The organism is Pseudanabaena sp. lw0831 (assembly GCF_016584665.1).
In the GTDB taxonomy this organism is placed as follows: Bacteria; Cyanobacteriota; Cyanobacteriia; order Pseudanabaenales; family Pseudanabaenaceae; genus Pseudanabaena.
Genome location: NZ_BBJB01000057.1, coordinates 16082 through 40066, shown reverse-complemented (window position 1 = coordinate 40066; position 23985 = coordinate 16082). Strand labels below are relative to the sequence as shown.

General features: G+C 43.1%; 27 protein-coding genes and 1 pseudogene. 20 read left to right on the top strand and 8 right to left on the bottom strand.

The window, feature by feature from the left end; translation table 11 throughout:
* Positions 1-10: 10 nt before the first annotated feature.
* Positions 11-511, bottom strand: coding sequence for a hypothetical protein (locus APA_RS11055; protein ID WP_201322334.1), 501 nt, complete (start codon positions 509-511; stop codon positions 11-13).
* A gap of 193 nt (positions 512-704) precedes the next feature.
* Between APA_RS11055 and APA_RS11050 the strand changes: the two genes are divergently transcribed.
* A complete protein-coding gene (locus APA_RS11050) occupies positions 705-1157 on the top strand; it encodes a peroxiredoxin (protein WP_201322333.1) in 453 nt (150 codons plus the stop codon).
* 65 nt (positions 1158-1222) lie between these two features.
* A complete protein-coding gene (locus APA_RS11045; RefSeq protein WP_201322332.1) occupies positions 1223-1603 on the top strand; it encodes an SH3 domain-containing protein in 381 nt (126 codons plus the stop codon).
* Positions 1604-1638: 35 nt separating this feature from the next.
* On the opposite strand, the gene ispD is transcribed toward APA_RS11045, so the two are convergent.
* Together ispD and APA_RS11035 are read right to left on the bottom strand one after the other, a co-directional pair.
* Positions 1639-2325 (bottom strand): 2-C-methyl-D-erythritol 4-phosphate cytidylyltransferase, encoded by a 687-nt coding sequence (gene ispD / locus APA_RS11040; RefSeq protein WP_201322331.1) that lies wholly within the window; start codon positions 2323-2325, stop codon positions 1639-1641.
* 3 nt (positions 2326-2328) lie between these two features.
* Entirely contained in the window at positions 2329-2547 is a 219-nt protein-coding gene (locus APA_RS11035) for a DUF2839 domain-containing protein (protein ID WP_201322330.1), read from the bottom strand.
* A gap of 170 nt (positions 2548-2717) precedes the next feature.
* On the opposite strand from APA_RS11035, the gene APA_RS11030 reads away from it, so the two are divergent.
* The 13 genes from APA_RS11030 (at position 2718) to APA_RS10970 (ending at position 10669) form a co-directional block, all read left to right on the top strand.
* Positions 2718-3137, top strand: coding sequence for a hypothetical protein (locus APA_RS11030; RefSeq protein ID WP_201322329.1), 420 nt, complete (start codon positions 2718-2720; stop codon positions 3135-3137).
* Positions 3112-3273 (top strand): hypothetical protein, encoded by a 162-nt coding sequence (locus APA_RS11025; RefSeq protein ID WP_201322328.1) that lies wholly within the window; start codon positions 3112-3114, stop codon positions 3271-3273. The genes APA_RS11030 and APA_RS11025 overlap by 26 nt, the downstream gene beginning before the upstream one ends.
* A gap of 28 nt (positions 3274-3301) precedes the next feature.
* Positions 3302-3544 carry a hypothetical protein gene (locus tag APA_RS11020; protein ID WP_201322327.1) on the top strand — a complete coding sequence of 81 codons (243 nt, stop codon included), beginning with the start codon at positions 3302-3304 and terminating at the stop codon, positions 3542-3544.
* Positions 3540-3806, top strand: coding sequence for a type II toxin-antitoxin system YafQ family toxin (locus tag APA_RS11015; protein WP_201322456.1), 267 nt, complete (start codon positions 3540-3542; stop codon positions 3804-3806). The genes APA_RS11020 and APA_RS11015 overlap by 5 nt, the downstream gene beginning before the upstream one ends.
* Positions 3806-7666 (top strand): tetratricopeptide repeat protein, encoded by a 3861-nt coding sequence (locus APA_RS11010; protein WP_201322326.1) that lies wholly within the window; start codon positions 3806-3808, stop codon positions 7664-7666. The genes APA_RS11015 and APA_RS11010 overlap by 1 nt, the downstream gene beginning before the upstream one ends.
* A 23-nt stretch (positions 7667-7689) precedes the next feature.
* Positions 7690-7914 carry a hypothetical protein gene (locus APA_RS11005; RefSeq protein WP_201322325.1) on the top strand — a complete coding sequence of 75 codons (225 nt, stop codon included), beginning with the start codon at positions 7690-7692 and terminating at the stop codon, positions 7912-7914.
* A gap of 43 nt (positions 7915-7957) precedes the next feature.
* On the top strand, positions 7958-8272 hold the full coding sequence (locus tag APA_RS11000) for a hypothetical protein (protein WP_201322324.1): 315 nt from the start codon (positions 7958-7960) through the stop codon (positions 8270-8272).
* The gene (locus APA_RS10995; RefSeq protein ID WP_201322323.1) at positions 8262-8675 is read left to right on the top strand and encodes a putative toxin-antitoxin system toxin component, PIN family; all 414 of its coding nucleotides are present in this window, start codon (positions 8262-8264) and stop codon (positions 8673-8675) included. Before APA_RS11000 ends, APA_RS10995 begins: the two co-directional genes overlap by 11 nt.
* Before the next feature lies 1 nt (position 8676).
* Positions 8677-9090, top strand: coding sequence for a hypothetical protein (locus tag APA_RS10990; RefSeq protein WP_201322322.1), 414 nt, complete (start codon positions 8677-8679; stop codon positions 9088-9090).
* Positions 9091-9159: 69 nt separating this feature from the next.
* Positions 9160-9408: a DUF2281 domain-containing protein gene (locus APA_RS10985; RefSeq protein ID WP_236579506.1), complete on the top strand. Its 249-nt coding sequence runs from the start codon at positions 9160-9162 to the stop codon at positions 9406-9408.
* Between the two features lie 2 nt (positions 9409-9410).
* Positions 9411-9797, top strand: a complete 387-nt coding sequence (locus APA_RS10980) for a type II toxin-antitoxin system VapC family toxin (protein ID WP_201322321.1) — start codon at positions 9411-9413, stop codon at positions 9795-9797.
* Positions 9797-10003, top strand: coding sequence for a hypothetical protein (locus APA_RS10975; RefSeq protein ID WP_201322320.1), 207 nt, complete (start codon positions 9797-9799; stop codon positions 10001-10003). Before APA_RS10980 ends, APA_RS10975 begins: the two co-directional genes overlap by 1 nt.
* Positions 10004-10093: 90 nt before the next feature.
* The gene (locus APA_RS10970) at positions 10094-10669 is read left to right on the top strand and encodes a Uma2 family endonuclease (protein ID WP_201322319.1); all 576 of its coding nucleotides are present in this window, start codon (positions 10094-10096) and stop codon (positions 10667-10669) included.
* A 3-nt stretch (positions 10670-10672) separates the two neighbouring features.
* Here the strand turns inward: APA_RS10970 and APA_RS10965 are convergent, their stop codons facing one another.
* Positions 10673-11818: an ABC transporter ATP-binding protein gene (locus APA_RS10965; protein ID WP_201322318.1), complete on the bottom strand. Its 1146-nt coding sequence runs from the start codon at positions 11816-11818 to the stop codon at positions 10673-10675.
* 148 nt (positions 11819-11966) lie between these two features.
* Here APA_RS10965 and APA_RS25775 point away from each other — a divergent pair.
* The 3 genes and pseudogenes from APA_RS25775 to APA_RS10950 form a co-directional block, all read left to right on the top strand.
* Positions 11967-12130, top strand: a pseudogene (locus APA_RS25775) (HEAT repeat domain-containing protein); the annotation flags it as partial.
* A gap of 103 nt (positions 12131-12233) precedes the next feature.
* A complete protein-coding gene (locus tag APA_RS10955; protein WP_201322317.1) occupies positions 12234-13430 on the top strand; it encodes a class I SAM-dependent methyltransferase in 1197 nt (398 codons plus the stop codon).
* Positions 13431-13533: 103 nt separating this feature from the next.
* Entirely contained in the window at positions 13534-14313 is a 780-nt protein-coding gene (locus APA_RS10950) for a TIGR03943 family protein (protein ID WP_201322316.1), read from the top strand.
* Positions 14314-14402: 89 nt separating this feature from the next.
* Here the strand turns inward: APA_RS10950 and APA_RS10945 are convergent, their stop codons facing one another.
* From APA_RS10945 to APA_RS10930, 4 genes are all read right to left on the bottom strand, one after another.
* Complete coding sequence (locus tag APA_RS10945; protein WP_201322315.1) at positions 14403-15245, bottom strand: ABC transporter permease; 843 nt, start codon at positions 15243-15245, stop codon at positions 14403-14405.
* Positions 15246-15266: 21 nt separating this feature from the next.
* Complete coding sequence (gene hepA, locus APA_RS10940; RefSeq protein WP_201322314.1) at positions 15267-17114, bottom strand: heterocyst formation ABC transporter subunit HepA; 1848 nt, start codon at positions 17112-17114, stop codon at positions 15267-15269.
* 53 nt (positions 17115-17167) lie between these two features.
* On the bottom strand, positions 17168-18172 hold the full coding sequence (pheS, locus tag APA_RS10935; RefSeq protein WP_201322313.1) for a phenylalanine--tRNA ligase subunit alpha: 1005 nt from the start codon (positions 18170-18172) through the stop codon (positions 17168-17170).
* A 189-nt stretch (positions 18173-18361) separates the two neighbouring features.
* On the bottom strand, positions 18362-20878 hold the full coding sequence (locus tag APA_RS10930) for a peptidoglycan DD-metalloendopeptidase family protein (protein ID WP_201322312.1): 2517 nt from the start codon (positions 20876-20878) through the stop codon (positions 18362-18364).
* Between the two features lie 1132 nt (positions 20879-22010).
* Between APA_RS10930 and APA_RS10925 the strand changes: the two genes are divergently transcribed.
* Both APA_RS10925 and APA_RS10920 read left to right on the top strand, forming a co-directional pair.
* Complete coding sequence (locus tag APA_RS10925) at positions 22011-23609, top strand: glycoside hydrolase family 57 protein (RefSeq protein ID WP_103669579.1); 1599 nt, start codon at positions 22011-22013, stop codon at positions 23607-23609.
* A gap of 191 nt (positions 23610-23800) precedes the next feature.
* Positions 23801-23956 (top strand): hypothetical protein, encoded by a 156-nt coding sequence (locus APA_RS10920; RefSeq protein WP_201322311.1) that lies wholly within the window; start codon positions 23801-23803, stop codon positions 23954-23956.
* Positions 23957-23985 lie beyond the last annotated feature (29 nt).

The following is a 23985-nucleotide window of genomic DNA, read 5'->3' as shown; positions in this document are numbered from 1 at the left end:
AGCGCCGCTTTTATTGTTTTGCAGCAGATTCCACAAAACGTAAATCTCTTTTTAAGAATGTTTTTTCACCTGTATCGGTATCCACTGTTGCTCTGATTAAGCTAGTGCGAATTACTAATAGCTTTGCCATGTAGTAAGGACTATCGGGTTCAAGAATCAATACGCGATCGCCTACTTGTAAGGGTCTAATTGTGGGAGTTGGCAGAACTTTCTCAAAGGATTTGAGATCGCTTATTTCTGGATTTGCCGCAACATTGCTTTGGCGATCTTTGATTAAGCTGTCTACATATTGCTTGAGCTTTTTTTCTAAATTAGCTTCGAGGATCGCAAAACGATCTTTTTCTGTTTTTTTGTCATCAGTCTGATTTAAAACTTGTCGTAATCCCTCTACTACTAAATCGGTTTCGCTTTTGCCAGTTATTTGGACTTGTTCTAGCAAAGCTGCATAAAGTTCATCAGATAGCTCGATCGTTAGTAGGTGGTTGGGGCTTTGAGGTTTAGAACGTTCCATGGTGAGTATTCTTGATAAGATTATGATTGGCTGTGAAACAAGTGCTAAGTACTTGTGCAAAATAAATTATCCAAACCCGTAAAGTTGCGCCCCTGAGGGGCGCAACTTTACGGGTTTGGGCTTGTAATTAATTATGCTCATCTACTTATGCTCCAGTCTAAATCCCAAATCAAAAGGTAATACAGGAAATTCTATGTCTGTCGAAGTTGGTCAAAAAGCTCCAGATTTTACTTTACCTAGCGATCGCGGCGATATTACACTCAGTCGCTACGAAGGCAAAACAAACGTCGTACTAGCATTTTACCCAGGGGATTTTTCGCCTCTTTGTACTAATGAAATGCAGTGCTTTGCAGATGATTGGACAAAGTTTCGTGAAGCTGGAGCAGAGATTTTAGGTATTAGTACTGATCCAATCGAAAAGCATATTGCTTTTTCCAAAAAGTTGGGCTTACAGTTTCCCCTGCTCAGCGATCGCAACCAAGATGTTTGCAAAAAATATGGGGTGGCAGGTTTGTTTGGTAGTAAACGCGCCTACTGCATCATCGATATTCACGGCATCGTCCGTTACAAGCATATTGAATTTTTGCCAGTCTTTAAGCGTGAAGATTCGGAACTCTTAGTCGTATTGCGAAGTCTCAAATCGTAGAATTAAGATGGACTGCTTAAATTAGTGCTCATCTTAATCTCAAAAATCAGTTTGGGATGTCACTTATGAAATCTATCAAAATTTGCGCTTTCATCCTTGCGGAGATAGCTACTCTAGCCACATTCGCATCACAATTTACCTCTAGGGTCAGTGCTCAATCCATCACAGATAAAAGCTGTGTTGCCGATATTATCGGTAAAGATATTGGTTCTCAAGTTAATATCCGTTCTGGTGCAGGAACCATTTTTAACGTCATAGGTACAGTATCGGTAGGCAATCTAGTGATTGTTGCTAATGACGACCGAGACAAAAGTGGTGTTGTCGCTCCACTTAGCCGTAAAGATAGCCAAGGAGATGTCTGGTACTTAACCACAAGATATAGAGCAAGTGAGTATAAGGGCTGGATCAGGGCAGATTTCTTGAGACTAAAATGTCCTAATCCATAAAAAGCAGATGGAATGCTTTGCACTCCATCTGCTTTTTATGAAGCTCTTTGTTTCAAGATAAATTCAGCGATCGCTAGATCTTGTTGAGTGGTTATTTTGAGATTAGTTTCTTCTCCCATCACAATTTGTACTGCTAAACCAACTTTTTCTAATAGAGCTGCATCATCGGTGACTTCCCATCCTAGCTCTATTGCCGTGAGATGAGCATTTTTGATCACTTCTAATTGGAAACCTTGAGGAGTTTGAGCAGCCCAGAGATGATCGCGGTTGGGGGTGTCTACAATGGTTAGACCATCGACGATTTTAATCGTATCTTTGACTGGGACGGCAGCAATGAAACCTTGCATCTTTTGCAAAGCTTCGTCACAGCGATCGAATAATTCAGGGGTGGCTAAACATCTCGCACCATCATGAATTAAAACGCGATCGCAGTCTATTGGTAAAGCTTTTAAGCCATTAAATACAGAAGCTTGACGGGTTGCGCCGCCTTGAATTAGTCGAATTGGTTTAAGTTGACTAATCTCATTAAAAATCTTTTGAAATTCTGGATAGTCACGGGGCTGACCCATCACACCAATCCAAGCGATCGCTTCTGATGCGATCGCAGCTTCTAGAGTCCATTGCAAAATTGGTTTACCTAGCAGTGGTAGCAGCAATTTATTGCGATCGGCTCCCATGCGTTTGCCGCTACCCGCCGCAGGAATTAATAAATGACAGGTCATAGGTTAATCGGCAAGATGCCACCAACCAAAGGCTGGCCCAATAAACCGAATCGTCAACCAAATGACCACCATTGCACCAATCCCATACCAAGCTGCTTGGGTAGAAACTTTCACAAATGTTTCAGCCTTGTCTTTGGTCAAAAAAGGAATCCAAGATGCGATCGGCTCAGGGCTTCCATACTTTTCACCCATGACTTCCTTACGGCGCTTTGACTCGCCCATAGCTAATGCTCCTACAACTAAATAATTTATCCCATGATATCAGTTCGGTTTCTGATGTTTATAGCCAAGATCAAAACCGAAAGGAGAGTTGCGGCGCTTTGCGCCGCAACTCTCCTTTGAGGTCGTGTATGCTGTCTTGTGTTTAGTCATATCAGTAAGGAGTGAAGGCAATGTTTTCGGATCAAGAAATTTCTCAACTGACGGCGGAAATTGATGCTCAGTTATTGGAGTTGCGATCGCTGTCTGGTGATACATCTCTAAAATCTGGTGACAAAGAGACACAACTTGTTAAGCAAAATCAGGCGATCGCCACAGCAACTAAGGAACCAGCGAAGAGTTTTTTGCAAAAGTTTTGGAAAGCTGCTAAGGCGGATCTCTGTGAGGAAGATGGGGTACTGTATAAGCAATGGAAGAAGTGGGGCGATCTTGATAATAAGGAGGCGATGGATAAATTTAAGGTGGTTTTAACAGGATTGGGACTAACTGGTAATTTGTTGTCATCGGCTTTGGTAGCGGTGATGGTGATTGTTTTGCATATTGGTGTGAAGGCGTTTTGTGATGAATATGGCGATTGCAAAGAAAATTCGTAAAATTAAAATTAAGCGGCGGCGTGATGAGATTGCTCAAAATGGACGTGAGGCATTGGCTGCATATCGAGCAGGAGAATTAAAGTCTTACACAGCAGAAGAGGCGATCGCTGAGCTACGGTCTATGATGATTGAGTGATAACTTTTGTAAAACTTAGGAAGAAATCATGAATGCTTTTAAGTATGAAGTTGTGGTTGGTAAAAATGGGCGGATTGAGGTTCCATTTTCTGATCTGCCAGAAGGGGCGACGATTGAGGCAATATTTTTGATGAAATCGAGTGCTATTGAGTTGCGTCGAGAGGAGATCTATCAGAATTATCTAGCTAGTGTGGCTGAGGAAAAAAACGGCAACCTGACATTTACTACTGATATTGAAGAATTGAAAAAGTTGGTAGAGGTTAATGATTGAAGTTACCTTTAGCTCTACATTTCAGCGTGCCTTTCGCAAACGTATTACAGGAAATAGCGATTTGCAAGCAAGGTTTTGGCAAAAGGTCGCACAATTTCAGCAAGATCCTTTTCAGGCAACATTAAGGACGCATAAACTTTCTGGGAAAATGAAAAATATGTGGAGCTTTAGTATTGAGTACGATGCAAGGGTGATATTTTATTTCTCAGATGATGACAAGGCGGTGTTTGTCGATATTGGTACTCATGATGAGGTTTATTGATGATTGAGCTAAATGTGCGGTTTACGAGTAGCGATCGCTTTGTCATCAAGTTCGACGATCGCGAGACGGATGGTCTGGAATTTAAAGCACCTGTGAATGATGGCGATCGCGCTGAGATGCGGTGGTATTTGGAGAGCTATGCCGCGCATTACATGATGGATGTGGACGATCGCAGGGCGGAGAGGATTGAGGCGCAGTTGCCTAAATGGGGAGAGGCTTTGTTTGAGGCGATTTTTAGCGATCGCGCGGCGGCGAGGATGTTTAATGATTTTCAGGATAGTGACGGGCGGGGCAAGATTTTAACCATTGGGGCAAGTCATCCGCTTATTTTGTCTTTGCCTTGGGAATTGTTGCGCGATCCGAAGGGGACTTATTTATTGCATGAAAATCCGCGTATTGCGATTCGGCGTAAGTTTGCGGGTGTGGGTGGTGGACGCAGTGCGGCGCGGGTAAATCCTAAAGAACAATTGCGGGTGTTGATGGTGGTTAGTCGTCCTAGTGATGCGGGGTTTCTCGATCCAAGGGCAGAAGGATTGGCATTGTTGGAAGCGATCGGTGATGTGGGCGATCGCGTAACCGTAGAGTTTTTGCGTCCTGCGACTTTGGATAAGTTGATCGATCGCTTAGAAGACGATCGCTTGCCTGCGGTGGATATTGTGCATTTTGATGGACATGGGGCGTTCGATCCTGATGGTAGGTTACACGAGCGGGCAAAGATGAGCGATCCAGTTGCCGCAACTAAGGCGGATGCAAAGGCGGCGGCGAATACGGGCTATTTGTTGTTTGAGGATAGTGAGGGCAAATCGGCACTGATTACGGCGGAAACTTTGGGGGATATGCTGAATCGGCAAAGGGTGAGTGCGATTATTTTGTCGGCTTGTCAGTCGGCGGCTGTTGGTGGTGATGATGCTTTAGGGAGTGTGGCGGCGCGGTTGACTCAGGCGGGGATGCCGTCGGTGTTGGCGATGCAATATTCGGTGTTGGCGGTGACGGCGAGGCAGTTGTTTGGCAAGTTTTATGGCTTTTTGCTGCGAGGTCAGGGTGTGGGTGAGGCGTTGGAAAATGCGCGGCGGGATCTGTATCTGAATAAGGAACGGGGCGATCGCGCAAGGGGTAAGGAGCGGGTGGTTTTGAAGGTGCAGGATTGGTTTTTACCTGCTTTGTATCAGGTGGGGAATGATGGAGCGTTGTTTCAGGTGGTTGATCCCCCCCAGCCCCCCTTGGAAAGGGGGGAGAAGAGTGGGTCGAATCTGCGGGAGGTGCAGGAAGCGGGTTTTTGGGGTAGGTCGCGGGAGTTGTGGGCGATCGAGAGGGCGTATGTGCGGGGGACGCGGCGGATTACGATTTCGGGGTTTGGGGGGATGGGGAAAACCTATCTGGCTGAAGAGGCGGGGCGGTGGTTGTTGCGGACGGGAATGTTTGCGCGGGTGTGTTTTATCAGTTTTGCGGATTATCAGGGTGTCGATCCTGTGAGTTATGCGGTGAGTGTGTTGGCGACGGTGTTGGATACCAATCTGATCGATGGGGCGGCGGCGACTAGGGCGCTGAGGGAACAGGCTGTGTTGGTGATTTTGGATAATTTGGAGACAATTAGATCCCCCCTACCCCCCCTTGTGAAGGGGGGCAAAGAAGATTCCGATCAAGATCCCTTTGTCAATGGCAAAGAGGATTCGGAAAAAGCCCCCCTTAGTAAGCTTAGTAAGGGGGGTAGGGGGGATCAAGCCCTGCTCGACATCGCAAAAGAATGGTCGGAGGCGGGAAATAGTCGGGTGTTGCTGACGACGAGGGCGGCGGATTTGCAGCATCGTGATTATCCCAATCAGGGGAGTTTGAAGCATATTCCTTTGCCGTTGCGGGGTTTGTCGGAAAATGATGCGCTGGACTATTTCCAAAGTTTGATTAAGTTGCCACCAGAGCCACAGTTTGGGTTGCCGCCCCGTGAGGGTTTGTTGGAGTTGTTTAAGTTGCTGGACTATCATCCTTTGTCGTTGGGATTGTTGGCGGGGCAACTGAAGCAAAGAAGGGCGCTAGAGGTGCATCGGGAGTTAGAGCAGTTAGTTTCGGATACTCCCAATAATCCTTTGCTGGCTTCGCTGAATCTGTCGGTGAGTCGGCTCGATCCTGAAGCACAGGAATGGATTAAGCGGTTGGGAGTATTTCAGGGTGGAGCATTGGAAGTTAATCTACTTGCGATTACTGAAATTGCGGAAACGGAATGGAATGAACTCAGAACGCAGCTAGAGGCAACGGGGCTAATTCGCTCTGAAGCTTTGGAAAGTGGTCAAACTTTTCTCAAGTTTCATCCGACTCTTGCCCCTGCGATGTGGTCACGACTGACCGAACCCGAACAACAGCAACTCTTCAGCCGCCAACGCCAACGCTATTACCAACTGTCGGGTTATTTGTATGTTGAGGATCGTAAAAATCCCTTTTCTGCGAGAGCCATAGCTCAACGAGAACTACCGAATTTGCTGTATGCAGTGCGCGGTAGCATCGAAGCAGGTGAAAACTTTGCAGTGGAGTTTGTGCGTAACGTTAACAGCATTCTTGGTGACTTCGGGCTGAATCAAGATCGGGCGGACTTGACAGAAATGGTGCAACACATGGGCGGTGAGGTTGGCTCCCAAACTTGGTATCTGACGCGCAGTAATACAGGCGAACAGTTACAGAATGCAGGACGCTATGCCGAAGCAGAGGCGGTGTTTCAGGAGATTTTGGGAGGCTTGGGCGCGACTCCTAGCTATGAGCGCTGTATCACGCTCAACAGACTCGGACGTTGCTATGAGTCAATGGGACAGCCAGAACGGGCGGCGGCAACCTATCGCCTTGCATTAGAGGTGGCGGGACTGCTAGAGAAAAATAACAGCGTGAAGCGACAGATGGGCGCATTACAGTCAGATTTAGGGGATGTGTTGAGACATATTGGGGACTACGATCGCGCCCGTGAGTCCTACGAGGCATCGTTAGAGATTTCTCAAGAACAGAAAGATAACCGTCAAATAGCCGTTGTACAAAACCAACTTGGAACTTTGGAACTAGTGCAGAACAACCTCACCGAAGCCGCCCAACGCTATCAAGAAGCACTGCAAATCTTTCAGCAACTCAACGAACCCTCATTAGTAGCAACCGCATGGCATCAGTTGGGCATTACCTTTGAAAAATCTCGCCAATGGGAAGCCGCAGAGCAAGCTTATCGCCAGTCCGCCCAGATTAAGGAAGCACAGGGCTTAATTGGTGGAACAAATGGAGCAGCAACGACTTGGAATAACTTGGCAAACGTGAGTAAAGGTGCTGGGAAACTGACGGAGGCGGAGGCATGGTATCGGAAGGCGATTTATGAGGGGTTTATACCGACAGGCGATCGTATCAATGCTTCTTTAGCACTCAGTAACCTTGCCTATTTACTCCAACAATTTCCAAATCGCCTCAACGAAGCCCAACAGTTAGCCGAAGAGTCCCTAGCCATTAAGGAAAACCTCGATCCTGCGGCGGCTCAGATTTGGTTGACTTACAACACTTTGGCAGAGATTAGCGATCAACAAGGCGATCCAGCCAAAGCAAAGGACTATCGCCGTCTTTCTCGCACCGCCCGCGCCAACTTTGCAGCCACTGAGTACGAGCTACGCCAACACGCCCCGCTTATCGAGGCTGTAGTGAGTGCCGTTCACGATACCGAGATTAGACAGCAATTAGAATCTCAATTACAAGAAGCCGATCCAGAAGGTCGAAATATCCTCTTGAATGCGATTCGGCAAATCCTCAACGGAGAACGTGATGAAGATATTCTCTGCAAAGGATTGAATGATATAGGTTCTCAAATTGTCCTTGCCATCCTTGGACAAGTAAAAGGTAAAAAGTAAAAAGTAAAAATTGGAGATAAATTATGGAAACCATCACCATCGAAGTCGAACCAGAAATTGCTAGAGCATATCAAAACTCAAGCTCTACAGAACGTAAAAAAATACAGTTGACTTTCAACGTTTTGTTCAAACAAATCATGAACACTCGATCTTTAGAAGACACCATTCAAGAAATGCAAACACAAGCCAAAGCCAAAGGGCTAACCCAAGAGATCCTTGATGAAATATTGAATGAAGACGATTACTAAACCGAGATTTGTTATAGATACAAATAACTAAGAGAACAAACAAATGACCACCAGAGAAAAACTCATTCAAGAAATATCCCATGTTCCCGAAGAACTAGTAGAAGAGCTTTTTGACTTCTTGCTATTCGTACAAACTCGCAGACAACAAAATAAACCACTAACTGCACCAAAACCTCATGCCCTCCACGCTGGCGAATTTTCTATTCAGCAAAACCTTGACAAACCTTTACCCGAAGAAATCTTAAAAGAGTTAGAGGACATATCTCTAATGCAAATTATGGATGATATTGGCTATCAAGCTGAAAAGAATGGATTAACTCCAGAAATCCTCGAATCAATCCTTGCTAATGAAGACTAATCGGCTTGTCTTTGACACGAATGTTATTGTCAGCGCTTTGATGTTTCCCCGTTCTTTGCCAAGACAAGCATTTAACCTTGCTTATGCCACAGGTAAAATTTTAGTATCTTCAGCAACAGTTCGAGAATTAGAAGAAATTCTAAGTCGCAAGAAATTTGAAAAATATTTCTCAATGGAAGAGCGTATAAAATTTGTTGCCAAGTTTTTTGCCGATGCAGAAATCATAGAAATTAGAGAAACGATTAGTGTTTGTCGCGATCGCAAAGACGATAAATTTCTAGAAGTGGCAGTCAATGGCAAAGCTGACTATTTGATCACAGGCGATCGCGACTTGTTAGTTCTACATCCCTTTAGAGATATCCAGATTCTCACCCCAGCCGACTTCCTAACCCAAAGTCCCTAAAATGGCACAAAATCAAAATCAATTAACATCTCAACAAAACTATATTGCTCAACTCCTAGAGCAGTTAACCGTGAACTATCAAAACACCAAACTAGAACGCAAACAAATTGCCAAAAATTTCTCCAATTCTAAAGCAGAATTTACCCCATTAGAAGAAATTGAATTACTGACAGTAAGTATTCAAGGCTATGCCAGCCAAATCGCCGCATCAGGAAGTTTAAAAAACGATCGCCAAGCGATCGCCGAACTACAACAACTAAGCGTATTTAACAATCATCTCATCGTTCAACTTTATAGCGAAGCGCGATCGCATTATCCACAGATGCAGTCATATATCTGTATGTTGGACTATCTCAGATTATTGGTCTTAGAGTATCTACAAAATCAACAAACCCTGCAACTGATTTCAGCTTAGCTAGATTCGCCAAACGCTATGAAACAAAGTTATGATATTTTTAGTTAAAGTTAGCAAGGAGGCGTGATCGTGCTGCAAACAACAACCTTCCAAAATATTGAAGAAAGCCTAAAGCAACTGCCCCATTCTCTACAGATAGAAGTGTTTCATTATATTGAGTTTCTGAAAAGTAACTATGCCAAGCAAAATAATAGCAGCATAGAAGTTTTGGAAGAGAAAAAGACTAAAAATCGCGATGGATTTGGTATTTGGCAAGGAAAAATTACCATGTCCGACGATTTTGATGCGCCAATGGCAGAATTTGAAGAGTATATGTAAACATGAACATACTTTTAGATACGCATACGTTCATCTGGTATATCGATGGCAACTCAAAGTTAACCGAAAAAGCTAGAGAAGCGATCGAACTGTCAGCCGACAAAGTATATCTGAGTATTATTAGCCTTTGGGAAATTGCAATCAAAACTGGTAAAAATCAACTTACGCTGCAAAACCAATTTGATGATTTATTAGATGTTTTAAATTCATTACAAATCGAGATTTTATCAATTACCTTTGCCGATACGAAGATTTATAAAAATCTTCCCTTACATCATGGAGATCCATTTGATCGAATGATAATTTCACAGGCAATCAGCAACAATTTAACTATCGTCGGTTGCGACCAATCTTTCAATAATTATCCAATACAGATATTGTGGAAATAATGACTGAGGCAAATGATCCTGAATCTGTCCTCACACCTGAAGAACTAAAAGCAGGACGCGATCGCATTGCCGCCGCTAACATCAATAATGTCCTACATCACTGTCGCAAATGCGATTATGAATGGGTCGCATCCCATGCCGAAGCCTGTCGATGTGGCTCCAAAAGTGTCGAACGGATTATGTGCTGGCAATTTCCCGATGATTAGAATGCGATCGCCTATTGGGTTGTTCTGATAATTCTGTCATAATGAAAATTGGGATCTGCAATACCTAGCAGCAAGAGGTAAATATTATTTATGAACGCCCTAACTATAAGCCTAGAGCCAATATTTGAACTGACCGAAGAAAAGTTCTTTCAACTCTGCAAAAAAAATCGCGATTTAAGATTCGAGCGTAGCGCTCAAGGAGATATTACGATCATGGCTCCCGAAGGTAGTGATACAGGAATGCGTAGTTCTGACGTAAATGGTTACCTCTGGCTTTGGAATCAACAGAAAAAACTAGGCTTTACATTTGGTTCTTCCAAGGGCTTTATATTGCCTAATGGTGCAATGCGATCGCCTGATGCTTGTTGGATATTAAAAGAGAGATGGGATGCGCTAACTCCAGAACAACAATCTAAATTTGCACCAATTTGTCCAGATTTCGTGATCGAGTTAATGTCGAGAACCGATATCTTGTCCACCGTCCAAGCCAAAATGCAAGAATATCAAGACAACGGCGCAAGACTAGGCTGGCTGATCAATCGTCGCGATCGCCAAGTTGAAATTTATCGCATTGGACAACCAGTGGAAATTCTCCAATCACCAATTACGCTTTCTGGCGAAACCGTATTACCCGAATTTGTTCTAGATTTAGCCTCCATTTGGTAAAAGCTAAATCTTGCTGTAAGGATGATGCAAAGTAACGCCTGACTCTGCATTAAATCCATAGAGCTTATTTAAATCAAATCGCCAGAAACTGCGATCGCCAATTTGCCAATGATGTTCTAAACCAATATCCGCTGAAACTCGCGCCCGCAATTCGCTATCTTGTAGCCTTAATAGCACAATTGTTTCTGAGCCGAGAGCTTCTACTAATTCTACAGTTCCTTCAATATGTGCCATATCAGCCGTTGCAGGTTGCAAATCTTCGGGACGAAATCCTAATATAAATGGGCGATCGCAATCAATTTCTTTGATTGAGAACTCATTAATAGAAATTGGCTTGAGCAAACTTTCTCCTTGCAAACATCCATTAGCATCAACTTTTACGGACAGAAAATTCATCGGTGGCGAACCCATAAATCCAGCGACAAATTGATTTGCGGGTTTGCGATAGATATTCAGTGGTGTATCTACTTGCTGAATATCACCTTTATTTAAAACCACAATCCGATCGCCCATTGTCATCGCTTCTACTTGATCGTGAGTCACATAAATCGTGGTTACCTGCAACTGCTTTTGTAACTGCACAATTTGCGATCGTGTATCACTGCGTAACTGAGCATCGAGATTGGATAACGGCTCATCCATCAAAAAAACTTGCGGGCTTCGGGCGATCGCTCGACCTAGAGCAACCCGTTGTTTTTGACCGCCCGATAATTCTTTAGGTTTGCGATCGAGTAAATGAGAGATTTGCAAAGACTCGGCAACTTGTTGCACCCTCTGATCAATTTCTGCGCGTTGTTTTTTGGGCAGAGGCATAAACCAAGAAGCTAATTGGCGCGATCGCTGTCGCCTCAAACCAAAAGCAATATTGTTATATACAGTCATGTGAGGATAAAGCGCATAACTTTGAAAAACCATCGCGATATCACGTACCTTGGGCGGCAAATGATTAATTTGGCGATCGCCCAAATATATAGAGCCGTCAGTCACTTCCTCCAATCCTGCAATCAGCCGTAACAAAGTACTTTTGCCACAGCCCGATGGCCCCACCAATACCATAAACTCCCGATCTTGCACTTCTAGGTCAATCTCACGAAGAACTATATTTTGTCCAAATTTCTTGGTAATGCCACACAAACGAACGGGAGCCATCGCAAAACATCCTAAAAGTGATCCTAGAGCTACTCCAAAGAACAGCCTGATTGATCTTATCGCTAAATTCAATCAGTACAGGGTCACTTTGCCCCTTTCATCAAAATGGGATGAAGAGTGAAGCGCCGCATCCATTTTGATGACAAAGCCTATGGTGCAAGCTATGCTGCATAGTGACAATGTAACCGTGAGAGGAAGTGCTGCGAAGGCGATCGCGCAAGTGGTGATCATCCTGAGAAGCCATTGTCACCCGAAGGTGTGCAAGGTTTAAAAACAGCGCTGCAAGATCCTAATCCTGTCGTCAATACTGCAACTAGTGCATTCCCTAGACTAGAGATGATGGCAGGTTTTAAGAGAGGACAAGCTTAGGTTAATATGCTAGCAGTCTTTTTTGAAGGAAAAACTCCCGAATACCATGTCTGATCCCAAAGTTAGCGCCGCCGTAGCCAGTCTCTATAATACTTATCCTTTCCCGCCAGAGCCAATCTTGGATGAGCCACCACCAGGGTATAACTGGCGCTGGAATTGGCAAGCAGCTTATAGTTTTTGTACTGGGCAAAAGCCTGCAACAGACAATATTCGGATTCTTGATGCTGGTTGTGGATCGGGAGTTAGTACAGAATATCTAGTCCACCTGAATCCTGACGCGCATGTAGTTGGAATTGATCTCAGTGAAGGAACTCTCGCAGTTGCCAAGGAACGCTGTAAAAGATCGGGAGCAACCAGAGTCGAATTCCATCATCTCAGCTTATTTGATGCCGATCAACTTGAAGGCGAATTTGATTTAATCAACTCAGTGGGAGTGCTTCACCATACATCCGATCCGATTCGGGGAATTCAAGCTTTGGCAAATAAGCTGGCTCCTGGGGGATTGTTGCATATCTTTGTCTATGGCGAATTAGGACGATGGGAAATCAGACTGATGCAAGAGGCGATCTCTCTATTGCAAGGTGACAAACGTGGAGATTATGTCGATGGCGTAAAAATTGGGCGAGAGCTATTTGCGAACCTTCCTGAGACTAATGCTCTAAGTCGTCGTGAGAAAGAACGATGGTCAATGGAAAATACTCAGGATGCTTGTTTTGCTGATATGTATGTGCATCCTCAAGAAATTGATTACAACGTTAATACGCTGTTTGAATTAATTGATGCATCGGGTTTGGAATTTCTTGGTTTTTCTAATCCACATGTCTGGGATTTAGATCGCTTAATTGGCAAAGTTCCAGACCTAATAGAGCGATCGCAACATCTTACAGAACGTCAGCGCTACCGACTCATTGAAGTTCTCGATCCCCAGACAATCTCTCATTATGAGTTCTTTTTGGCACGTCCTCCAATTCCTAAGCAAACTTGGGAACTTGATGCGGATCTTCTCCCAGTAATTCCTGAGCCTAGTCCCTGCATATATGGCTGGAAAGATAGTCCTAACTTCTTTGACTATAATTATCAACTTGCGAAAATTGGTGATGCTGCATGGAAGTTTTTGCTAGCTTGTGACGAAAACCAAACTAAACAGCAAACTGTTGCTCAGATCTTACAGTCTGTAGATGCAAGTTTAGAAGATGTGCGATCGCTTCAAAAACAACAAATTATTCTTTTGAATAAAATCTAATCAGTATCCCAAAAAGTGCTGTCATACCAATTCTCAAAATGGCAACGCCATTTTGAGAATTGGTATAAGATACAAACTAGTAACCATTTAGCAGTCCTACTCCATGCCATCTCGTTCCGCGAATTCGTCGCTTATAAATAAGTACTGGCAAAAGTTCTCACCTTGGCTAGAATCCTGTGCGATCGCGGCTTGGGGAATCACGCTACTGAAGCTATGGCTTGCTGGACAGCTATATCTCTTAGTCCATCCCAATTATATTCCCCTAACCATAAGTGCTGGCATAGGACTAACTGTTGTTGGCATAGCAGAGGCTTGGCGCGTAGCAAAGCGGCGGCAAGGTTATACCAATACTCAGCAACATGTGGCATTGATCAAGCCATCCTTGAGCAGTAGTTTACTTTTAATAGTAGCGATCGTCGCTTTATGTATCAATCCTCGCCCTTTCACTAGCGAAAAAGCAATTCATCGTGGCGTAATTGACAACATTGCTGATGCCAGAACTATTCCTAAATCATTTCGCTCTAGTAACCGTCCCGAAGAGCGGACTCTTGTAGAATGGGTGCGTACAATCAGCGCCTATCCTGAGCCTGATGCCTATAAGGGGCAGAAGGTAAAACTTACAGGCTTTGTTGTCCATGCTCCCGATCAGCCAGACAATATGTTTCTGATTACGCGGTTTGTGATTACCTGCTGTGCTGCGGATGTATATCCTGTCAGCTTGCCAGTCAAGATTACCGAAAGCCGTTCTATCTATCCACCCGATCGCTGGTTACAAATAGAAGGTCAAGCCGATGTGGAAACCTCCAACGGTAAGCGCCAAGTTGTGATCGTCGCGAGTAATATAACTGCGATCGCTGAACCAAAAAACCCATACGATTACTAAGTAAATCAACAGAAGAACGCTTAAACCCAAAAAAAGCAAAGCGCCCATGTAGCGGTCGCTTTGCTTTTTTGAGGTTTAGTTCTTAACAATTAGATAACATCAGCAAACGTTCGTTCCATTTTGCGAAAATACCAAATACCACTCCAAAGAAACAACAAAACAAGTGCCAAAGATAGAATAAAGCCCGGTAAATAAAGCTTAGATTCACCCCCTAAAATTGCCCAACGGAAACCATCAATCACACCTACTATTGGGTTGATGGAATATAGCAACCGCCATTGGTCTGGAACAATACTGCTACTAAAACCAACAGGAGAAATATACAGCCCAAATTGGATGATAAAAGGTACAACAAACCGAAAGTCTCGATACTGTACAGTCAGCGCCGCTAACCATAAACCTACGCCCATCGAAGCCGCAAAGGCTATCAGAACAAAAATTGGCAAAGTCAAAATGCGCCAATCAGGGACAAAGCTATAATATGCCATTAATCCAAAAAGAATCATCCCTGAAATCAAGAAATCCACAAAACTCACGATCACAGCACTAGTCGGCACAATCAATCGAGGAAAGTACACCTTAGAAATCAAATTTGCATTTCCAACTAAACTGTTGCTGCATTCACCCAATGCATTAGAAAAAAACTGCCAAGGGAGCATTCCTGCAAAAACAAGAATTGGATAAGGTACTCCTTGATCAGGTAATTTAGCTAACTGTCCAAAAACTACAGTGAACACGACCATAGTCAAAAATGGTCTAATCAATGCCCAAGTAATCCCGATCGCGGTTTGCTTGTAGCGCACTAAAATATCGCGCCATGCTAAAAAATAAAATAGTTCTCGATAGCGCCACAAATCTCCCCAATATTGCTTCTCTGTTCTCCCAGCTTCAATTATTAGTTCCTTTGTAGGAGCAACATTTTGTTCTTTCATACATTTAAATTTTACTTGGGATTAGCCTTGCTCAGAAGAATTTTGCATCTGATGGTATTTCCATAGTGCTCCTTTCCTTTCAATTAGTTCTTGATATTTTCCTTGCTCAACTATTCTACCTTTCTCAATCACAACCACTTTATCCGCTCGAACTATAGTCGAAAGACGATGGGCGATCGCAATTACAGTACATCCCTTGGATAGACGATCAAGTGATTCTTGAATCAAACGTTCCGTTACAGAATCCAGCGCACTTGTCGCTTCATCTAAGATCAAAATATCTGGTTTGCGGAGTAAAGCACGGGCGATCGCAATTCTTTGACATTGACCACCTGACAATCGTACACCGCGATCGCCTAGTACAGTATCAAAGCCTTGTGGCATATCTAAAATAAAGTCAAGAGCATTGGCTTGCTCCGCCACCTTTACCACAAGATCTTCGTCAATGTCATCAACTCCATAGGCAATGTTATATCGCACTGAAGCATTGAAAATAAATGTACTTTGACTAACTATAGCCATTCGGTTGCGCAGTGAACTAATTTTTAGATCCTTTAAATCAATTCCATCGATAAAAATCATTCCATTTGTCGGATCATACAACCTCGGAATTAGATCAGCTAAGGTCGTCTTCCCCGCCCCAGAAGTACCCACCAAAGCGGTTGTTTGCCCCCGCTTAATTGACAAATTAATATCATGTAATACAGGATTGTCTAAGGCATTATAACTAAAGTCAACAGAAAAGAAATCAATCGAATTCTTTAGAGCTGTAAACTCTAATTCCCCATCCTTTAGATAAATCTTATCTTCCGTTGCTAAAATCCCTTTGATCTTAGCAATCGACCCTCCATAACTGCCTAGTTCAACTCTTAATCCATTTACTTGCTCAACTAGAGGCATCATTCTAAATAGAACAAACATAAAAGTAAGTAGAGAAGCAGTTTGCAACTGACCACTCACCACAAAAATGTTAAAAGCAGTAACAATCACAGAGATTAAAATCGTTGTAGAAATTGCCTCGGATAGAGGACGAATCATATTGCCAGATTTATTTAGTCGATATAATGCCTGTTTGACTTGTTCAGAAACCTTATAAAAGCGAGTCCTCTCAAAATTCTGTGTAGAGGATGTCTTGATTGTTCGCATGGCGCTAATCAATTCAATGCCTGTAGACGTAAAATCTGCACCAGCCTGTGATACTGGAAAACTCGCTTCCCTTACGCGAGCCACGAAACTGGATATGATTACGGAGAGCATTCCAAAAAGCGCTAGAGATATAATCGATAGTTGCCAAGATATCAAAAACATTGCCACAATATAAACAAGCAGCGTTGAAACTCTAATTGCAAAGGCAGAGGCAGCACCAAAACCTCTCTGAATAGTGGCAATCTCACTATTGAGGATGTTTATTAAATCGCCCGATCTCGTCTGAGAATAGTAACCGAGATTTAAGCTGATTAATTGCTCAAACATGGACTTCCTCATTCGGTCAGCAAAGGATGCGTCAGTTAATTGGGCATAAACTGGGCCTAAATAGGCGAAAAGCGATCGCAGCCAAGCTAAACATATCACTAATAGCCCAAGGCGAAGCAGGCGATCGCTTGTGTTAGATTGTGCACCAAACACCCATAGATTCAGCCACTCAAACACCAATTTGACGGGTGGTTTATCAGGGCTAGTTAAAACTTGGAGAAAAGCATTGATCACAGCTAATGCTGCGCCTTCAAAAATTGCACCTAAAAATGAAAATATAATTGCAAGGACTGCTACACCCCAAAAATACTTAAATTCTCTTAGAAAAACATAATTTTCTTTCCAAAAAGAAGTAACTTTAATTAGGCTTCGTAAAGACGCTAAGAATTTCTGCATATGATCTTACTTAAAAAATAAACAATTAATCATAGATCTTATTTAACAGACTCTTAGAACTGGCGCAGGAAGCGTGAATCACTTGTGAATAGACGGCGGATATCATCTATTTTATGCAAAACCATAGCAACACGATCTACGCCAAATCCCCAAGCAAAGCCAGTGACTAGCTCAGGATCGTAGCCCACAGCCTTGAAAACGTTGGGATCAACCATACCGCAGCCGCCGAGCTCCAGCCATCGTCCATTCCACATCACATCGACCTCGGCAGATGGTTCGGTAAACGGAAAATAACTAGGTCGAAAGCGAATTGGGCAGTCGCCTAAAAGTTCTTCAACAAAGGTTTTGACAGTCCCTTTAAGATCTCCAAATGTTAGCCCTTCTTCGACAGCTAAAAGCTCGATTTGATGAAAAATTGGTGAGTGAGTAGCATCAATTTCATCTTTGCGATAGACACGTCCAGGGCAAGCAATTCTTAAGGGAGGTTCATTCTCTTCCATATAGTGAATTTGTACTGAGGAAGTTTGCGATCGCAGTAATTTACCATCACTCAAATATAGAGTATCTGCCATGTCACGAGCTGGATGGTCGGCAGGAGTATTTAGGGCTTCAAAGTTATAATAATCGGTCTCAATTTCTGGTCCTTGAGCAACTGTAAAGCCCAAACCAACCAAAATGTCCAACATACGGTCAATTGTGCTTTGGATTGGGTGTTGTCTACCTTGATAGGAATGTAGTATTCCTGGCATTGTTACGTCAAGGGTTTCTGATTCCAGACGCTTGGCAATTAATAATTGTTGGATTGTGGTTTTGCGTTCTTCTAGCTGAGTTTGTAATGTTTGCTTAACCTGATTGGCGATCGCGCCAACTTGAGGACGTTCTTCAGCTGATAATTTACCCATCGCGCCAAGTATCTGAGAAAGAGTACCTTTCTTTCCTAAATACTCAACTCTTAACTGGTCTAATTCTTCAGGAGTTTGCACATCTCCAACTGATTTTGTTGCGAGTTCTGCTAGAGATTGCAATTGAGCGGTTAAGCCCTCTAAGTCCGTTGCCATCAACGCTTCCTATTTGTTTATGAAGAATTTTTTCTGTCCTAACTTTAGCAGAAAAAATACAAACTCTGTGGTGATCTCTAAATTTTCTTGGTACTGCTCTATAGCTATAGTCTGTAAAAAGCAAAATAGAGTTGCGGCGCTTTGCCCCGCAACTCTATTTTGCTTTTTACTCGAATTTACGATCAAACTTTATCTTTTGGCACTAGCTAAGAATGCCATTGGGTCGATCGCACTGCCACCGTTCGGACGTATTTCAAAGTGAAGGTGAGGGCCAGTACTAAAACCAGTGCTTCCCATTGCGCCAATGGTTTGACCTTGGCTAACGGTTTGACCTTCTTTGACATAGAGCTCATTCATGTGGGCATATCTGGTGATCGTGCCATCAGCGTGACGAATATCGATCATATTGCCATAGCCACCATCATTCCAAGTGGCATACTCAATTACGCCTGATGCTGCTGCCAAAATTGGAGTACCAACAGGTGCGGCAATGTCGATACCTGCATGAATTCTGCCCCAACGCCAACCATATCCAGAGGTAAATACACCATCTGCGGGCCAGACAAACCCAGTCGATAGTCCATAGTCTTGGACATCAGGCAAGTAAGCACTAGCTGTCAGTTGTGGCAACTGTGGAGAAATTCCTGAACGATCACCTGGATTTGCGATCGCGCTACGATTACCATCGAAATTGCGATCGGGATTAGGCGAGGCATTTAAATTTGCCGCTGCAATCCTAGCTGCTTCAGCTTTACGAGATGCTTCCTTAATTTCAGCATCGCGGACTTTCGCATTAAGTTGATCAACTTCTGATTCCAGACGCTTTACTTCCAGAGAAGTCATCCTTGCTTCAGGCTCTGGTAATAGAGCAACTTGATTGGGCTGAGCAATGATCCCAGTCTGTTGCTCGACAGAAACTGACGCAGGCACTTTTGGTGAGAGGTTAGCTGCTAGCCTTGCAGGGATCTGAACGTTTGGCTCAGAAGCAGGTTGAGGTATAACAGATACAGGATCGGAGTTAGAGTTACTGCTTTGCTCGATTGCTCGATTTACAGGAATAGCCGGAGTCGAGATTGCAGCTACTGGTGCAGGCTTTGTAACTGGCTCGGCTGCTGGTTGATTTAATGTTTCCACAGGAGTATTAACCACACTGACTCTCTGCTCCTTAAGCATGGCTGTAGGAATCTGTGGTACTGATAACGCCGCCGCAATTCTAGGTGAGAACTGAATCTTCGGTTCAGCTACTGGCTGAGAAGAGTTTGCTTCAATGGGAATTGAGCGATTGTTACTGAACTGTTCGGCTGCACTTGATGCGGGGATCGATGGTGTTGCGATCGATCTGGCTGGCAAATTAAGCGCCGTTGAAGACATCGCAGGATTCTTATTGTTATTAAGCCCGCCTAATTCTCCCAATAGCTGATTGGGCGCAAACGGGAAAAGCGCAACTGCAACCTTAATTGCTGGCTCACCAGCGACAGGTAAGCTTGGTTGCATAGCCGTTACTTTAGTTTGTAAACTAGCTGATTGCTCTTGAGCAGGAGCAATTGGCAGATTAGTAGAAGCCTCTGTTCCAGTTAGCTGCATTAAACCGTCCCAAGGAGAAATGCGATTAACTGCTGCAATTTTTACTGCATCTTTGGGCAAAACCATCGGTGTTGCCGCAGTAACCCTAACAGCTTCAACTCTAGTAGGCTCTAATCTAGTAGTCTCAGACAAGGATGCTACGGGTGATGGAACCTGCTTGATTGGCTTTTCATTTACAGATGCGACTGTTTGGGTCGAAGGTAGGTTGCGCTCTTGAGGAAGCTTTAACTCTTGATTAAGCTCTAACCATTGAGGGTTCTCTAGCTTATTAGCCACAATGATTGACTTTTGCGTAATCCCGTAGCGACGAGCAACTGTCTCAATTGTGTCGCCATTCTGAACTCGGTAGGAAGTATACTTTGGCTGCTTCGCGATCTCGTTCTCAGCCACAGTTGACTTAGAACTGTGGCTAGCTAGGGTCGCTAAAGCTTTTTTGCCTTCTAATTCCTGCAAACGCTGCATTAAGCGCTCTTTTTCCGCCACTAACTGTCTCTTGACATGACCTTCTTTAACTTGCATTAAAGTCGAGACATTTCCTGGAATTACTAGAGACTGGTCGATAGCCAAAAAGTCGCCAGAACTTAAAGACGTATACTTAATAATTTCGCTTTTAGGAACGTTGTAATAACTGGAGATAGCTTCTAAAGTGTCTCCCGATTTAACCTTGTGAACCAAACCGTTCACGGGAGGGATTACCAGCTTTGTCCCTGGCTGCAACTCAGTATTTGCACTTATGTTATTTGAAGCAGCGATCGCTGCCGCGTCAACTTGATAAACTTGAGTTAATTTCCATAAGGTCTCATCTTCACGAACCTCATGGACAATTACGCCTTGGGAGTTATCCCATGAACCTGAGGCGATCGCGGTTCTTGCCATTTCATATTTGCGATCCTGATTTTGTGCCATCACATCAGTCAAGGTGCGAGATGACTCAGCAACAGGCGAAGCTTTGAGATTATTATTCGCTGTTTGTTGGTTGACCAACACCCCCACAGTCCCAGCGGATAGAGCAAATCCTAAAACTGCAAGCGAACGACGAACCTTCAAAGAGGACATCTTTGCACCCAATGTCAGGGAAACATTAGTTGTTAGATCCTCGTCTTTGGAAGATATCTTTTTCAAAAAAACTGCCTCCTCTTAACTAGCTTTGCTCCTATTAAACCAAGTGTGAGAATAAAGCGAGTTAAATAATTAAGCTTTAAATTGCCAAACTATTAACCCAACTCAAGGAGCAATTACAATTAATAAGTTACCTTGCTTTTTTCCTTAAAACAAGTTCATGGTGAACAGTAAAAAAATAGATTGTATGCATTGAAGTAATTCTTCCTCCTTGATGCATATAAAGAATAGTTTTGTCAACCATCAGTTTGGTAAAATAATCTTGCAAAATCTTTAAAAAATCAATTTGTACTTAACTATACCTAAAGATAGTTTTTGTTGAAAACCTTATTTCCGAATCGATCTCTTTTTTGAGTCTACAAAATGATTTTGCTTAATTCGAGTTCCTAAGGTATCTCTCATCTCCACAGATAGCAATAGCAGCTATTATAGTTTTTCATAGTGGTTAGCTCTTAATATCTCCACTTTGCTCTTATTTACTGCATTTAACGATTGAAATTGCTTTGTCTCATTATGTAATCATTTTTTAACAATTTGCTGGAAAAAATTTACAAAATAAATCTCAAGTTGGTGATTTACAGGATTTTTTTATCTTTTGGTTAGAGTTTTTAGATGAGATAGGCTCATCTAGATTCCATAGCGATCTCCTTACTTAATTTTCATGTATAGCGATCAATCGCCAAATATGTCATCAATGCTCATTATAAAAATTGATTTTGAAACAAGTCCGCCGGCGGCGGACTTGCTTCAAAAACTATATTGGGGCTTTCAGCGCCTGCGGCGCTGAAAGCCCCAATATAGTTTTCATAATTAGAATTGCTGTCAAGATGTATACATAATCACATTAGGTACAGGAATAGCTTAAAATTACTTTAAAAATGCCTTAAAAAATGAAATCACATTTGTAGATAACAGCTTTCATCAGCATCACATAATGTACAGAGACCCTACCCATCTTTAAAATTAGGGTAGACCAGCTTTAACGTACTTTATTTGCTTGAAACCAGTTGTCAAACTAATGAGTAGATCTCAATATCAAAATAGGCAACATATAGCGTTGTCTGTCGGGATATCGAAATTCTGCCATTTTTAGCACTATCGGCTAATTTAAAGACTTTTTAGGAAAAGAAGATCTATGAGCATTGGATATCTCGCGCTGGTCTTACACGCTCACCTGCCTTACGTCCGCCATCCCGAAAGCGACTACGTACTTGAAGAAGAATGGCTATATGAGGCGATCACCGAGACTTATATTCCCCTCATCAAAGTCTACGAGGGACTTAGGCGAGATGGCATTGATTTCAAAATGACCATGAGCATGACACCGCCACTTGTATCAATGCTTCGCGATCCACTTCTGCAAGAACGTTATGACAAGCATCTAGCGATGCTACAGCAATTAGTTGAACTTGAAGTAATTCGCAATGAACATAATGGTCATGTCAAGTATCTTGCTGAGTATTACGTTAAAGAATTTGCCGAAACTCGCGAAACTTGGGAAAAATATGGTGGCGATCTTATAACTGCATTCAAACAGTTTCAGGATACAAATAACCTTGAGATCATCACTTGTGGCGCGACGCATGGCTATTTGCCACTGATGAAAATGTATCCAGAGGCCGTCTGGGCACAATTAGAAGTCGCCGTAGAACATTACACCCAAGAGTTTGGACGAGCGCCCAATGGAATTTGGTTGCCAGAATGTGCGTATTACGATGGTCTAGAGAGATTATTGGCGGATGTAGGATTGCGCTATTTTCTGACTGATGGGCATGGGCTTTTGTATGGTCAGCCCCGACCTCGCTTTGGGACATATGCACCTATTTTTACAGAGACAGGCGTGGCTGCATTTGCCCGCGATCATGAGTCATCACAGCAGGTATGGTCATCAAAAGTTGGCTACCCTGGGAATGCTGTTTATCGAGAATTTTATAAAGACTTAGGATGGGAGGCAGAGTATGAATATATCAAGCCGTTTATCATGCCTAACGGTCAGCGCAAAAATACAGGTGTCAAGTATCACCGCATTACAGGAAGTGATTTTGGGCTAGATGCAAAGCAGCTTTATGATCCATATTGGGCAAAGGAGAAAGCAGCTGAACATGCGACTAATTTCATGCAAAATCGTGAAAGTCAGATCGGCTATCTTCATGACATGATGGGGCGCCCGCCACTTGTGGTATCTCCTTATGATGCAGAATTGTTTGGGCATTGGTGGTATGAGGGGCCTTGGTTTATTGATTTTCTGATTCGTAAGTCTCATTACGATCAAACCACTTTTGAGATGACGCATCTTGCAGACTATCTACGTGGCAATCCAACCCAACAAGTATCTCGTCCTGCTCAATCTAGTTGGGGCTATAAGGGATTCCATGAATACTGGCTCAATGAGACGAATGCTTGGGTTTATCAACATCTGCATAAAGGTGCGGAGAGGATGATTCATTTGTCCTATCGTGAGCCTGTTGACGAGTTAGAATGGCGGGCATTAAATCAAGCTGCGCGTGAGTTGCTTTTAGCACAGTCATCTGATTGGGCTTTTATTATGCGAACTGGCACGATGGTTCCCTATGCAATTAGAAGGACGCGATCGCACTTAATGCGGTTGGAAAAACTATTTGATGATATTGAAGCTGGCACAATCGATGCTGGCTGGCTAGAAAAAATTGAATATATTGACAATATATTTCCCGATATCAATTACAGAACTTACCGTCCATTGACTGCTGGCTAATCATAGCTATAGTCCCAAAACCGAAAAGAGAGCTGCGGCACGAAGCGCCGCAACTCTCTTTTCGGTTTCATATCCTGAGGCTTTTCTTAACCTTTTTTTAATGGAATTTTAGTAGTGTATGCTACCGTTTGGATAATTATATGTTATGGTAGCTATATATAAACAATATGTAATTTATAAGGATATTAGTGATGAATACAGTTCAAAGAAAGGCAGAAGCAGCAGCAAATCATAAAGCCAATCTATCAGCTTCAATTAAACGCCGTATGGAAGTTGCTCGTACTAATAATGATGCTGGATTACTAAATGTCCTTGAACAAGAAATGAAGCAACTGGGCTTAAATTAAAAAAGAAGGGCGCAAAGCGCCCTTCTTTT